This is a genomic window from Vibrio sp. RM-69-4 (assembly GCF_024743775.1).
Taxonomy (GTDB): Bacteria; Pseudomonadota; Gammaproteobacteria; order Enterobacterales; family Vibrionaceae; genus Vibrio; species Vibrio anguillarum.
In genome coordinates, this window is sequence record NZ_JAMQXI010000076.1 from 617,430 (window position 1) to 630,472 (window position 13,043).

The following is a 13,043-nucleotide window of genomic DNA, read 5'->3' on the forward strand; positions in this document are numbered from 1 at the left end:
GATAGCTATCTACGGTTGTGTGGGCGGCAAAGGGTGCTGGGCACTGAGTGTTTTAATCGTAATGGTGTAATTCAATAATTGATTGTGGAAGCGAATATCGCCCTTCATCGCGAAGGGATGTTGATAATCAATAACAATCACTGTTTCACCCAGTTCATTGATGAGTGTTCGTCTATTCTCATCATCAATGATTTGCCACTTTACCTTATTTAACGAGGCTTCCCAAGCATTTCGCGGCCAGAGCGTGATCATCAGGTTAAAGAGTATCTGTTCGGGCTTCGGCAAGGTGTTTTCCAAGCCATTGAGTACACTGGTCTCAATAGTATCTTGCTGATAATTGAGCGATAAAATCCTCGTTCCCCAAGATGAAAACCCTGCCAGCACAATCTTGTCATCGGTCACCTGCAACTGGACCGGAAGCTGTTGGTTATGCTGGCCGTTATCATCTTGCCAATGGGCGCTGATCAACTGACTTGCCGTGACTTGGTACCCAAGTTGCGCAGGTTTGGGCAGAGTAACGAATGTGTTGGGGCTAATTTCTACCTGCGTGGAGGCTTGGTTTGGCACTAAAGAGCAGCCAGACAACATCAGTAACAGCAAGGGCAGCGCACGGCGTATTCTCATCATCATAGTTTTTCCTCATGCGCTTTCATGGCGGCAGGTTGTGATTTGATCGCCATTGGTGAAAGCAACCAAGCCACGAAAATGCCGCTCAGTACCGTCAAACCAAAACTGTGGATGGCGTGAGTTTGGCTAAGAGCAAGCAGACCAAACGAGAGCAAAGTCGTTAGTGCCGAAAGGGTTATGGCAAGCAAGGTGCTGTGACTGCGGGCTTGTTCGGCAAAAAAGAGCGTGTAATCAATACCGATACCTATCACTAATACCAGCGCTAATAGATTGAATAAATTGAGCGTAGAGCCTGTTGCGACGGTGACGGCTAACCCAGCGATGCAAGCAATAAGCGAAGGTAACATAATGCGAATGCTGTGCTTCACGCCGTAGCGCCAAATAGTGAGAGCGCTGATCAAGGTCAGAGCCAGCGCAATTAACTCCATCACTTTAAGGCGATACTGCCCAAACAGGGTTGAGATCTCTTCGGTTTTATTCAAATAGGCGTAGTCGCTATTTTGCGCCGCAAACTGCTTAATTACTGCTGCTTGGTGAACCTCTTTCAACAGCACTACCGCCGCCACTTTTTGCTCAACTTCACCTAAATAAAGAAAGCGCAGCGGCTGGGAAACATCATGGGCTAAATAATGCGCCAGTGTCATGGGCAAAAATGACGCTTCCAGTTTAGGAGTCGAAGATAGTTTCAGCGTGTGAGCCAGTACTGCGCCTTGGTTTGCGTACAGTGCTTCAACCAGTGCGTAGTTTTCTTGCTGACGCTTAAGCGAGCTGATGTTTTGACTTAAACTTTGGTAGCCAGAAAGTACGCCTTGTTGTTGCCATTGTGAAAATTGCGTATCTAATTTTTCTAACTGCTGCATTAATGCTTCATTATCGTTGGCACTGACGACCAACATTTGCTGTGATGATTGAATACCAGTCAAGGTGCTGATTTGCAGCTCTTGCTGTTTCAAGTCGCTAGGCATGGCTTGTAATTGTCGAATGTCGTCGTTGTAGTGCACTTGCGTCAGGGCAAGACTGCTGATGAACAATAACGCCGTGGGTAGGCCCCATTTAACCCATGGCTTTTGCCAAAGCGCAAACCATAAGGACCAATAAGTGAGGCCGGGAAGCGTTCTCGATGAACTTGGTTTTTTGGCCAAAATCGGATACCAAGCCACGACCGTCGCGTAAGCGGCAACGAGCCCCAAGGCGGAAAATAGCGCTAACTGTTGTAAGCCGGGGAAAGGGGCGACCAGTAGACCGAGATAGCCAATTAAACTGGTGATTAACCCTAAGGTAATGGCCGTCAGAATATGCTTTAGTCCTTGCACGCTATCCCAGTGTTCATTTGCGGCAAGGCGATCGGTCAGGTAGTGAAAGGCGTAGTCGATTGAAACGCCAATCAGGCTGGCCCCAAACACTAAGCTAAACAGATGGATCTGACCAAAAAACGCGGTGGTGATCACCATGGCAACCACTAACCCAACGGATACCGAGAGCAGTGCCAACAGTAAAGGCATGGCACTGCGAAAAACCAGCATCACCAACAGCACAATTCCGAGTAATGAGAAAAGGCCAATAGTGCTGATTTCTGACTTGGCACTTTGAGTACCAAAATCGGCGTAAAATAAAACACCAGTGTGATAAATGTCCGCACCGAATTGTTGCTTGATGCGTTGTTGCCATTGAGCAATATCGGGCACCACTTGTTGCGCTTTGAAACTGTATGGTGAGTCGTTGAGCTGCGCGGTGATCAACACGTATTTTTGGCCTTGATACTCGCGGGTTAAGTATCCATCTTGCAAACGAAAATGAGACGATAGCTGGCTAAGTTGTGCTAAGTAGTCGCGAAATAGCAGAAAAGGGTCGTGACTGAGCTCTTGCCCTGTTACCCCAGAAAAAGGGTTATATAGGGCTTGCACCACCGCTTGCACTTGTTGTTCGGGATGTTGACTGAGCTGATTGCGTTGCTCGCTGGTGAGCAGTTGTGCTCGATGTTGAAAGTAGTAACTGGCCCAAGCGCTCTGTTGAGTGGCATCGATTTTCCCAACCACATCCTTGAAATAGCCACTCTGCTTGAGCTCGCTTTCTAGCGCTGTAACGGATTTGAGTCGGTCAGTCTCATTGGGCGCAGTGACAATAAAGACCACCTTATCGCTCATACTGGCAGTGACTTTTTCAAACGCTTGCTCGGCGAGCACACTTTGCTGGTTGACCGGCAGTAGCTTAAGGATATCCGTCTCGATCGGTGAGGCTGCTGAAAAGAACCACTGCTTGAGTAGTAAGCCAAGACAAAGGGTCACAAAAGCCAACCAGAACAATGCCAGCCGGTTCGATTTAGAAGTTAAACTGTGCTTGCTCAGCATGGGTTAAACGCTCTGGCTGGTGGTTTTGGTTAGTAAACTGAATCTCGGTCTTGTCGCCTCGCACTTCTTGCAGGATCAAACCATCAATGTCATCTCGCCCCGTTAATGTTATCGAGGTAAACACCGAGCTCAGTGGCGCATTTCTCGGCGTTAAATTTAACTGCCACTGACCATCTTCGCTGTGCAGCGTCATCGTAAATTGTTCATTCAATTGCTGTGTGTCACCATGAAATACCGACAAAAAGAGATGGCTGAAATAAAACGCCATTGGGTTCTCTTTTTCGGTAATCACCTGCGGTGGTTGGTTAGCAAAAGTTTGGCGAAGCTTGTCTTGAGTTAGCACCAAATTAACTGGAAATGGTGAGTTTTGTTGCCAAAGTAAGCCATTTTGTTTATCAAGCAAGAATTTCCCGGCTGACGACAGTGGCTGTTCGAACATCTCAATATGGCGGAGTTGAGTAAACTCTCCGCGTACGATCTGGTGTTTCGCCAACTGCGCTTGCAGTGAAGCAAGGTCGGTCACCTGTGCCCAGAGTAGGGGCGAGAATAGAGCTAAAGTTAGCCAGAGAAAACGGCGCATCATAATTCCCCGTAGGTATGCCAGTGCTGCACTTTGTCGGTAAATAGCGTTGGGGAAGCGAAACACATCTCTTGGGTGTCGATGCGAACCGCTACTTGAGTGGTGTGCGCTTTACACATTCGTTGCCCGGTCTGGCTATCAAAAATCATGTAGTCAACACGCAAGCGATTTTCCCATTCTGTCAAGGTCGCTTTGACTCGAATCGTATGGTTGAACGGGATCGCTTTCACGTACTTCACGTGGGTATCAATCACCGGCCATAGGTAGCCCGACTGAGTCATCGCGTGATAGCTGTAATCAATTTTTTCCATCAGCACGCGGCGTGCTTCTTCAAAAAAACGAAAATAATTGCCGTGGTAGATAACGCCCATTGGGTCGGCATCTTGAAACGAGGTGACTAAAGTCACCTCACTTTCCAATGGATGAAGTACATCGCTCATCGCGCTTCCTAGTAAAGTGTCCAGTGGCGTTGTTGAATGCGGCTAATAAAGTGGCGCAAATCATGTTCTAGCGGACGATCTTCCACCACAAAATCAAAATCTTGTAACACGGCTAAGCGCATCTGCTTGATATTGTGACTCATGTGTTGCTCATCCAGCTCATGATGACGTTTGCGCAATTCTATTGCTTGGGTCGCTGCTAGCAGCGAGGCGGCCGCCACTTGTTCTGTCAGTTCAAGCACACGTAGACAATCACGCGCGGCGATGGTTCCCATGCTGACTTTGTCTTGATTGTGACACTCAGTCGAACGTGAAAAAACGCTGGCAGGCATGGTATGTTTCAAGGCTTCGGCCGTCCACGCTGAAATGCCAATCTGCACGGCTTTAAAGCCGTGGTTGATCGGCTTTCTTTCGCCTTCTGCGCCAGTTAAGTTAAACGGTAAACCGTTGTTGAATTTGTAATCCATCAATTGCGCCATTTGGCGATCGAGCAAATCGGCTAGGTTAGCAACCTGTGTTTTTAAGGTATCCATTGCCATGGCAATGTGGCCGCCGTAAAAATGGCCGCCGTGCAGTACGCGTTCATTATCGCCATCGATGATGGGGTTGTCGTTGGCACTGTTGAGCTCATTTTCAATCAGTTGACGTAGCCACGGCAGTGCATCTTGTACGGTGCCAATCACATGGGGTGCGCAGCGCAATGAATAGCGATCTTGCAGGCGATCACTGTTGCGAGGTGGGCGCTCTGCTTGTAAGTCATCGCGTAGCCATGCTGCGATTTGTTGCTGACCAGGATGCGGCTTGACGGCAAATAGTGCGGCATCAAAATGGAAGTCGTTACCCTGAATACCGACAGACACCATGGCGGTAATTTTGGTGCAGAGTTGAGTTAAATACTCGGCGCGTTTATAGGCTAAACAGGCCAAAGCAGTCATGACTGATGTGCCGTTCATCAGCGCTAATCCCTCTTTTGGTTTTAGCTTGATCGGGCGAATACCCAGTTCGTTAAACACATCTTGAGTTGGGCGCATCTCACCTTTATAAAGCACGTCGCGCTCACCAATCAGTGTGGCCGCGAGGTAGGAGAGTGGCGTTAAATCGCCGCTTGCCCCGACCGAACCTTCTTGTGGAATACGAGGGGCGATATCGTAGTTGATCAAGGTGACTATTTGGTTAAGCAGTTCATGGCTCACACCAGAGACACCTTGCGCTAGTGAACACAAGCGTGTTGCTAATACTGCGCGAGATTGCTGATGGCTTAATACCTCGCCTAAGCCACAGCCGTGAAAGCGAGTCAAATGCAGTGGTAATTGGTCTACTAGATTCGGTGGAATGGCAACGGTGCATGAATCACCATAGCCGGTGGTTACACCGTAAATCACGCCTTCTTCTTTTAAAAGTCGTTCTAGAAAAGCGACGCCGCGATCAATTTTAGAGGTGAATTCCGCTGAAGAATTGAGGTTGGCCTGCGCGCCTTGCGAAATCGCGACAACATCTTCAATGGTGAGGCGATCGACGCCAAAAGTTATGCGGTTATCTGTCTGAATCATCATGCTGCTGTTTACTTAGAGTCCAAAAGTTGAAAAAGTTATACCACTGCAGTGGAGCTTGCAGTGTGTAATGTTCCAGCCGATCAGCGTAGCGTTGTACTACCTGCGCTAGCGCCGCTTGTCGCTCTTTTCTCGGTAAATCTATGTTGTCGCTAAAGTGCTCGAAATAGACGTTAAAATGTGGAGTTTTAGAACGTTCATCTCTTAAGCCAAACAAAAGGTAGACGGGAGCTTTCAACACCGAGGCCAACATAAAAGGGCCTTGTGGAAACGGTGCGGGTTGGCCTAAAAAATCGGCCCATACGGCTCGGGTCTCTTTGCTGGTGGACGTTCTATCTCCGACGATCACCACCCATTCTCCTTGCTCTATTTTCTGTTGAAGCAAAATAGCGGTATCGGGGCCCAAACGGCTCACTTGAATGAGGTTCAGTTCTGAGTTGGGATTGATCGCTTTCATTACCGCATTGAAGCGTTCGGCGTGCTCGGTGAAGACTAACGCATTGATCTTAATATGAGAATGCCGACGTCCCAGAGCGCGGCACAGTTCAATATTTCCAAGATGAGATCCTAAAAGAAGCACACCTTGTTTTCGTTCTGCTAAAGTTTGGAACGATTCTTGACCATGGATGGTCAAATTTTTTACCGAAAAATCGCCTTTCCATGCCGCCAATTTATCCAGCATAGTGTGGCCAAAAGAGAGCAGATGGTTATAGCTAGAGAGATGATTTGGCAGCGTGATTTGGCGACGGTTTGCGTAGCTTTGTAAGTGCTGTAAATACTGTTCAGAGGCTTGGCGAGCTTGTTTTCCGGTAAGGTAGTAATAGCTCATTACAAGTTTCAGCATCAGGTTAAAAATCGGTCGCCCGAGTAGGCTATATACCGCCAGTAACGCTTTAATACCCAGAACCGTTCCTCGTTCTTGACGCTTTGACCAGTGCTGGTTTGGCTCTGCGCCACTTTTGTTGTGCCTGCTTTGGTTGCGTTTCAGCAGTTGAGGAATACGCGGTAACATGCCAAAAAATAATTTGCTGTGCATCCAACTGATTTTGACGTTATCCCATAGTGCATCGAAATGAGAGACGCCTCCTTCAGGATAAATGACGCGAGTTTCCACAAAATCGATATCGACCCCGTGCCAATACATGCGAACTAAGATTTCGATGTCGAAATCCATGCGCGTGCCGATCTTATGGTTATTGAGCACCTCAACGGTGAGGTCTACAGGATACGCGCGAAAACCACACATACTGTCTTTGATCGTAAAGGATAGCGTTTCAATCCAAACCCAAATATGCGTTGCGTAACGGCCATATAAACGCGCTTTGGGTACGCTGTCATCGTAAATCGGCTGACCAGAAATTAGGTGGTTTGGATGTTGCTTTGACGCGGCCAGTAATTTAGGCAGCGCTTGTAAATCATGTTGGCCATCGGCATCAATTTGGATGACGTGGCTAAACCCCAACTGCTGCGCTTGGCGAATGCCAGCCATTACCGCGCCACCTTTTCCTTGGTTTTGTTCTAGGGTAATTAGGTGAACATGTGTTTGCTGGGCGACGTTGCTCAACGCCTGTTTTGTTTGCTGATTGCTGCCATCATCAACCAGTAAAATGGGAAGTTCAAATGCGCTGAGTGATGAGACAACTTCTGCTACTGTGCTGCCGTGGTTGTAGCACGGAATTAAAAAACAAGCTTGATAATCAGCCACAGATTTCACCCAACTTCATTTTTCCTGATGAGTGAATGATGTTTAAACCCTCGCGCTGTGAACTATAACTAAACGCGAGTTTCTGTTTTTCCTCATCCCAACTTAATGCCAGTTGAACGGTCATGTCTGGCAAGATAGGTTCTTGGAATTTGATCACTTCCATACCTTGAAAGCTTGTGGGTACAGATAAGTATTCTCGTGCATAGCGCAGTGCCCAATCGATTTGGGTAACGCCTGGCAGCAATGGAAAATGTGCAAAGTGTCCTGAAAAATCAATAATGTCGGCGTCAACGCGCAGCGTCAAATTCACCGTGTGAGGCTGAGTTTCAGCACATAATAATGTGGGTGTTCTTTTGGCCATAATCTATTGGGCTTCGTTATTTTTATGGTTGGAATAGTGTTTCTAGTTCAGCAACAAGGCGCTTACCTTGGCTGTTGAGAGGGATCTCTTTTACCACTCTAAAGCGTCGAGGTACAGCAATAGGTTCTAACCATTGGCGCAGTTCAGAACGCAGCAACAGCCAGAACTTCCCCTTTCCAAGTTGAGCTAATTTTTCAGTGCCGCAGGCTGACAGTACAATCGCTGAGATTAAGATCAAACGTTCACCGTCTTGTTGTGGTAACACGGCTGTTTCACTGATCCACGGCAGTTGTTCAATACGCTGTTCCACTTCAACCAGTGAGATCCGTTTTTCTTCGATTTTGATGATGCGATCGGTGCGACCTTTCAAGGTAAAGTGCTGTTGGTCGGAAAACTCACATTCATCGGCTGTTTGATACCAATGATTCGGATCAATGTGTGCAGAGCGCAAGGCTAAGCAGTTCTCGCTGTTAAGTCTTGCTTCAACGGAGGGGAAAAGCTGCCATTGCTGCGTTGCACTGTGCTGTTGCCGAAAAGCGATGCCGCCAGTTTCCGTACTGCCATACACTTCGATAGGTCGTTGCCCAAACAGGGTTTTTGCGTGACAAGAAGCAGAGTAGGGAAGCGGGCCACCGGAAGAAAATAGTGTGCGCAGTGGGCTTGGCTGATGCTCTTGTGATAAGCGTTTCAATAGCGCAGGGCTACTGATCAGCACAGTGTCCGGATGCGCATGTGCGGTCACTTGTTCTGGAAATTCCAAGTTATGGCGGGCAAATGCTCGCCCTGCACACAGTGGCCATAACACACGAAATAGCAGCCCATAAATATGTTGATGAGAAACCGTACTTTCCACTTTTGCACCAATGAGCTGTTCGCCCCAAAGCTGCTCTAAAATGGCGATTTCAGCTTCAAGCTGCCGCAGTGTTTTGATGATAGCCTTAGGCTGACCGCTGGAGCCTGACGTAAACAGCGTCACGGTTTGTGTCTCTAATGAAAGTGGTGCAAAACAAACGGCTTCATCGCGCATGTCGTTGGGTAGCGCTAAATAGTTAAGAGAGAGAGTTGGCGTAGAATTGGGTATTGTTATTGCCTCATCACACAGCAACAACTCAAAGTGTTGGCTCAGTTCTGCCAGTGCCGCAGGTTGATAATTACCGGGCAGAATTAATGATTTTTGCGTGTAACAGACGGCGAAAAAACCGACTGAGAACCGATAGCTATCGCCAGCACACAGTGCAATATGATGTTCATTTCGCGACGCTAATTGCCGGCTTAGTTGGTTGACATCGGCGACAAAGTTTGCCCAGTTAATGGTGTTATTGAGGTCAAAAGCAACACAATGCGAATCGTTTCTTGGTGAGGAGAGTAACGTTGCAAGCGAGCAAAAATCGGGGTTGCCGAAAGTCATAGCGTACCTAGCCTTTGCGAATCCTTTGTCTTACTAGCCATTCCGTTACAAAGAGGCTGCCAGCAAGGAGATAACTGATCAATCCGTTATACAACGTCCAGATCTCGATAGATTGGAAGCAGGTATAAAGTGCGATGGCTCCATTCATGATGAAGTAGAGGCACCACACTTTAGTGACCGTGCGTGTGTACTCAATGCCACTTTGAGGAAGTTCAGGCTCTTGCAGCCTCGCCAGCCGTTCAATCACTGTTTGCGGTTGCGTTAGGCTCAAGGCAAAAAGAGCCAAAAGACATACATTAACCACAACAGGGTAAAACAGTAGCCAACCATGCTGCTGAAAGAGCATCCCCAAAGTCACCAAAGTGATACCAACGAACCCACTAATCCAAGCCAGTTGCTTCAGTTCTTGAAGTTTGGCTTGCCAACCAGAAAGAATTCTTAAAGCAAAAATAGCGGCTAAGAAACTCCCTATAGCTTGCAAACCAAACTGATTAATCCCGAAGTAGACCGCGAGTGGGTAGGTAAGCAGGACGATTGCAGACAAAATCGTCAGCAATCGCCGCATTAGCTTTCCTTAACAAGTTCAATAACCGATTCCACCACATCATTGACGGTGCGAACGGTTTTAAACTCTTCAGGCTTGATTTTTTTGCCAGTCACTTTTTGTAAGTGAACGACAAGATCTACAGCATCAATACTGTCGAGATCGAGATCTTGATAAAGGTGAGCGTCTGGTTGAATATCGGCTTCATCAATTTCAAATAGTTCAACGAGAGCTTCTTTAACTTGATCAAATACTTGTTGTTGGTTTACTTCTGTCATAACGCTATCTATTTATTAGTGGCTAGTTTGAGATGAAATATAATTTGCTAAGTTTGCCACTGATGCAAAGTGTTGGCGAGTATTGGAGTCATCAGCGTCAATGACGATATTATACTTCTTTTTAATGGCCAAACCGAGCTCTAAAGCATCGATAGAATCTAAACCTAACCCATCACCAAAAAGTGGTGCGTCAGTTTCGATATCGTTAACTGAGATATCTTCAAGATTTAGTGCGTCGATAATGAGCTGTTTTATTTCTGTGTGTAGTAATTCCACTTCAACCTACTTATATAATGTTCTAGCCGTTTTGAACAAAACCTTGATATACACTTCCCCACTTAAAGTTGCAGCGGTGTTGGCTACGTTCGCTCACCCCAATCATATCGTTATCTATACGGATGGGGACTTACTCACTTTCCGCTTCGCTGCAACTTGACGTTATGGGTCGATAACTTCAATAGTTTTGTCATTTCTGGTTATTGTTTTGGGGGAAAATCACCTCTGCAAGGTGGCGATTTAAACGTCGTGCTGCAGTGGTGGGGTTATCAGCACCTTCAATAAAAGGTGTGACGGCAACTTTACCCTTTATCTCCACATGGAAAAAGGGTTTGGTTTTAGGAACTTGGTACCACTTTTGCTCTTTTGTGAGAAAACTCGGAGAAACGGTAATATGTACGATGCGTAAGTCTCTTTGAGTTCGGATTGCGATTTGCGCCGCACCGCGCTGCAATTTGGGTTTAACGCCGGGTGTGGTTCGCGTGCCTTCAGGGAAAATCAATAATACGTTTCCGCGACTCATGCGTTCCTCGCACACATTTAACAAATCATCAGGTGTTTCATTTGGGATATAACCTGCGGCTTGAACAATCCGTTTCATAAAAGGATTGGCCCAGATAGCTGATTTAACCAAGCAATCGCACTGATGAAGTTGTGATGCAATGAGAACATAATCAATTAAGCTTGGATGATTGGCGATAATAAGGCAGCTTTTATCCTGTTTTAATAGTTCTGCGTTGGTTATTTTATAGTCGATGGCACCTGTTAATTTCATCAACTTACAAAATATATTGAATGAGTTTTGGATTGATTTTTGAACTTTATATTCTCGACGATCTGTTTGCGATGAAAATAATGCAATCAGTGGGATAATAATAAAACTCAGCGTTAATCCGCCTAAACCAAATATAAAAAAACAAAAACCTGTAGCAGCAATACGCCAGTAGCGGTTGAACTCTAACATTTTCGTTGCCATTTCCAAGCGCTTTGCGAGCCCTCAATGATCCATTCAGATTTTTCTGACAAATAGTGGTGAAGAAACGACAATGCTTGCGGCTGTTGTGGCTTGGTATCAGACATCTGCATAGAGAGCGTAAAATCTGAACCGTGAGACAGGGTTAACCCTAAGGCATAGCCTTGAAATTGCCACTCTTCGTATTGTTGGTAGTCGCTAGGTAATGGCTCATCAAAATCAACCAACAGCACTTTGTGACTAGGGTGCCCATTTAAATAGAGCCAAGCTTCTAATATGGCACTTTGAAATGTGTTTTGTGCTGCTGCAATCGAGGTTAACGGGATCGGTTGTTTTGAAGCGATGGTTGCTAGGCCTGCCGCTGTATTATGAACAGATTGTGAAAATGCCATTGGTGAGGCTTCTTCGCCAGTTAATATTGACTTCACGATTTCAACGCTACGATGAAGTTCGCCATGACGACATGAAAATACCATGTAATCAATATGTTGTGATTCTATGGCAGTCAGTGCAGTCTGCACGGCTAATTTGCTCAAACGACTCATTCTGCGGCGCATCATTGGAGGAATATGGTCTGTGTTGAGCGTATTATCGTCAGGCCATATCTCTTCTCTCGCCCAATTTTGCCAATCAGAAGGGTGAGATAAGCCTGCAGAATTTGCAACCCAAGTATCAATATTTAACGTGATTATTTGCTGTTGATTTGACATAAGATATTGCATTGTTTTTGATAGGGTTAAATACTATGGCACAAGATTATTCTTCGCAACTATAAACGTTTGTATCCTTGACTTAAATATTGATTTTTAAGAATTGAGTCGAACTTAGATTAAGTGTTTGGATATTGTTCACAAATTAAAGTTAGGTTTTAATGTGTTAAATCAAAAAATAGATCCTTATAACGCTTTAGAGGCAAAAACCGAAGCTCAAAAATTATCTTTTGCCCCCATCGTTTTTCATACGGCGCGTACATTACGTGACTTAGGCATATTGGCTGCATTAGATAATGCTGGCGAAAAAGGTTTAAATGCGGAACAAATTGCTCAAGAAACGAGCGTGTCAGAGTATGGCGTTAAAGTATTGCTCGATATGGCCATCAGTGCCCATATTGTTTTATGGGATAAACCGAATTATTCATTGGCTAATCTAGGCATTTTTTTGCTGCATGATGGGATGACGCAAGCCAATATGGATTTCACGGCAGACGTTTGTTATGCCGCCATGATGCACTTAACCGAATCGATCACCGAAGGCAAGCCTGCTGGTCTGAAAGAACTCGGCGATTGGGATACCATCTACCAAGGTTTATCGCGTTTGCCCCAGCAAGCTAAAGACAGTTGGTTCAAATTCGATCACTTCTATTCCGATCGTTCTTTTCCTATTTTGCTGAAAGAAGTGTTTCGTAAAAAACCGAAACATTTGGTCGATATTGGTGGCAATACGGGTAAATGGGCACTGCAATGTTGTCACTATGATTCAGACGTTGAAGTGACGATTGTGGATCTGCCACAACAGTTGGAAATGGCGATGGCTAACGCGCAGCAACAAGGTTTTACGCAGCGTATTCATCCTTTTCCAGCCAACATGCTCGATAAAGAACAACCGTTACCAAAAAATGCGGACGTGTGGTGGATGAGCCAGTTTTTAGACTGTTTTTCGCCAATGGAAATTTTGAGTATTTTAAAACGCGTTCGCGCCAATCTTTCTGCATATTCGACGGTTTATATTTTGGAACTGTTCTGGGATTCACAGAAGTACGATGCGGCTTCTTATAGCCTCAATGCCACCTCTTTGTATTTTACCTGCCTTGCAAATGGTAATAGTCGCTTCTATCGCAGCGAAGATTTCTTAGAAATCGTTCAAGCAGCAGGATTACAGGTGATCAAACGGACCGACAATATTGGCCTTGGCCACACCTTGTTAGAGCTAAAAGCCCAAGCTTAATTAAAATCG

14 protein-coding genes are annotated in these 13,043 nt (G+C 45.9%); 1 reads left to right on the top strand and 13 read right to left on the bottom strand.

Going from position 1 to position 13,043, the window contains the following annotated elements:
- Window positions 1-9 precede the first annotated feature (9 nt).
- The 13 genes from NB504_RS15065 to NB504_RS15125 all read right to left on the bottom strand — a co-directional run bounded on the left by NB504_RS15065 (window position 10) and on the right by NB504_RS15125 (window position 11,812).
- The gene (locus NB504_RS15065) at window positions 10-630 is read right to left on the bottom strand and encodes a DUF3261 domain-containing protein (protein WP_017044415.1); all 621 of its coding nucleotides are present in this window, start codon (window positions 628-630) and stop codon (window positions 10-12) included.
- The gene (locus tag NB504_RS15070) at window positions 627-2,975 is read right to left on the bottom strand and encodes an MMPL family transporter (protein ID WP_258429222.1); all 2,349 of its coding nucleotides are present in this window, start codon (window positions 2,973-2,975) and stop codon (window positions 627-629) included. Before NB504_RS15070 ends, NB504_RS15065 begins: the two co-directional genes overlap by 4 nt.
- On the bottom strand, window positions 2,947-3,558 hold the full coding sequence (locus tag NB504_RS15075) for an outer membrane lipoprotein carrier protein LolA (RefSeq protein ID WP_017048106.1): 612 nt from the start codon (window positions 3,556-3,558) through the stop codon (window positions 2,947-2,949). The genes NB504_RS15070 and NB504_RS15075 overlap by 29 nt, the downstream gene beginning before the upstream one ends.
- Window positions 3,555-3,995 carry a thioesterase family protein gene (locus NB504_RS15080; RefSeq protein ID WP_258429223.1) on the bottom strand — a complete coding sequence of 147 codons (441 nt, stop codon included), beginning with the start codon at window positions 3,993-3,995 and terminating at the stop codon, window positions 3,555-3,557. The genes NB504_RS15075 and NB504_RS15080 overlap by 4 nt, the downstream gene beginning before the upstream one ends.
- A gap of 8 nt (window positions 3,996-4,003) precedes the next feature.
- Entirely contained in the window at window positions 4,004-5,548 is a 1,545-nt protein-coding gene (gene hutH / locus NB504_RS15085; protein WP_258429224.1) for a histidine ammonia-lyase, read from the bottom strand.
- On the bottom strand, window positions 5,529-7,259 hold the full coding sequence (locus NB504_RS15090; RefSeq protein ID WP_081989654.1) for a glycosyltransferase: 1,731 nt from the start codon (window positions 7,257-7,259) through the stop codon (window positions 5,529-5,531). Before NB504_RS15090 ends, hutH begins: the two co-directional genes overlap by 20 nt.
- Window positions 7,243-7,611 (bottom strand): 3-hydroxyacyl-ACP dehydratase, encoded by a 369-nt coding sequence (locus tag NB504_RS15095; RefSeq protein WP_017045145.1) that lies wholly within the window; start codon window positions 7,609-7,611, stop codon window positions 7,243-7,245. Before NB504_RS15095 ends, NB504_RS15090 begins: the two co-directional genes overlap by 17 nt.
- 22 nt (window positions 7,612-7,633) lie before the next feature.
- Window positions 7,634-9,019 (bottom strand): AMP-binding protein, encoded by a 1,386-nt coding sequence (locus NB504_RS15100; RefSeq protein WP_258429225.1) that lies wholly within the window; start codon window positions 9,017-9,019, stop codon window positions 7,634-7,636.
- A gap of 7 nt (window positions 9,020-9,026) precedes the next feature.
- Window positions 9,027-9,584 carry a septation protein IspZ gene (locus NB504_RS15105; protein ID WP_199867263.1) on the bottom strand — a complete coding sequence of 186 codons (558 nt, stop codon included), beginning with the start codon at window positions 9,582-9,584 and terminating at the stop codon, window positions 9,027-9,029.
- Window positions 9,584-9,841, bottom strand: a complete 258-nt coding sequence (locus NB504_RS15110; RefSeq protein ID WP_013856486.1) for an acyl carrier protein — start codon at window positions 9,839-9,841, stop codon at window positions 9,584-9,586. Before NB504_RS15110 ends, NB504_RS15105 begins: the two co-directional genes overlap by 1 nt.
- A gap of 15 nt (window positions 9,842-9,856) precedes the next feature.
- Window positions 9,857-10,117, bottom strand: a complete 261-nt coding sequence (locus NB504_RS15115; RefSeq protein ID WP_013856487.1) for a phosphopantetheine-binding protein — start codon at window positions 10,115-10,117, stop codon at window positions 9,857-9,859.
- Window positions 10,118-10,307: 190 nt separating this feature from the next.
- Complete coding sequence (locus NB504_RS15120; RefSeq protein WP_026028155.1) at window positions 10,308-11,081, bottom strand: 1-acyl-sn-glycerol-3-phosphate acyltransferase; 774 nt, start codon at window positions 11,079-11,081, stop codon at window positions 10,308-10,310.
- On the bottom strand, window positions 11,075-11,812 hold the full coding sequence (locus tag NB504_RS15125) for a beta-ketoacyl synthase chain length factor (protein ID WP_088732674.1): 738 nt from the start codon (window positions 11,810-11,812) through the stop codon (window positions 11,075-11,077). The genes NB504_RS15120 and NB504_RS15125 overlap by 7 nt, the downstream gene beginning before the upstream one ends.
- A gap of 115 nt (window positions 11,813-11,927) precedes the next feature.
- On the opposite strand from NB504_RS15125, the gene NB504_RS15130 reads away from it, so the two are divergent.
- A complete protein-coding gene (locus NB504_RS15130) occupies window positions 11,928-13,034 on the top strand; it encodes a class I SAM-dependent methyltransferase (protein ID WP_013856490.1) in 1,107 nt (368 codons plus the stop codon).
- Window positions 13,035-13,043: the final 9 nt, after the last annotated feature.

What these genes read in the sequence shown, in the direction of transcription:
- NB504_RS15080 (WP_258429223.1), bottom strand. Translation starts at nt 3,995, where the DNA reads ATGAGCGATGTACTTCATCCATTGGAAAGTGAGGTGACTTTAGTCACC.
- NB504_RS15075 (WP_017048106.1), bottom strand. Translation starts at nt 3,558, where the DNA reads ATGATGCGCCGTTTTCTCTGGCTAACTTTAGCTCTATTCTCGCCCCTA.
- NB504_RS15070 (WP_258429222.1), bottom strand. Translation starts at nt 2,975, where the DNA reads ATGCTGAGCAAGCACAGTTTAACTTCTAAATCGAACCGGCTGGCATTG.
- NB504_RS15065 (WP_017044415.1), bottom strand. Translation starts at nt 630, where the DNA reads ATGATGATGAGAATACGCCGTGCGCTGCCCTTGCTGTTACTGATGTTG.
- NB504_RS15120 (WP_026028155.1), bottom strand. Translation starts at nt 11,081, where the DNA reads ATGTTAGAGTTCAACCGCTACTGGCGTATTGCTGCTACAGGTTTTTGT.
- NB504_RS15105 (WP_199867263.1), bottom strand. Translation starts at nt 9,584, where the DNA reads ATGCGGCGATTGCTGACGATTTTGTCTGCAATCGTCCTGCTTACCTAC.
- NB504_RS15110 (WP_013856486.1), bottom strand. Translation starts at nt 9,841, where the DNA reads ATGACAGAAGTAAACCAACAACAAGTATTTGATCAAGTTAAAGAAGCT.
- NB504_RS15100 (WP_258429225.1), bottom strand. Translation starts at nt 9,019, where the DNA reads ATGACTTTCGGCAACCCCGATTTTTGCTCGCTTGCAACGTTACTCTCC.
- hutH (WP_258429224.1), bottom strand. Translation starts at nt 5,548, where the DNA reads ATGATGATTCAGACAGATAACCGCATAACTTTTGGCGTCGATCGCCTC.
- NB504_RS15095 (WP_017045145.1), bottom strand. Translation starts at nt 7,611, where the DNA reads ATGGCCAAAAGAACACCCACATTATTATGTGCTGAAACTCAGCCTCAC.
- NB504_RS15125 (WP_088732674.1), bottom strand. Translation starts at nt 11,812, where the DNA reads ATGCAATATCTTATGTCAAATCAACAGCAAATAATCACGTTAAATATT.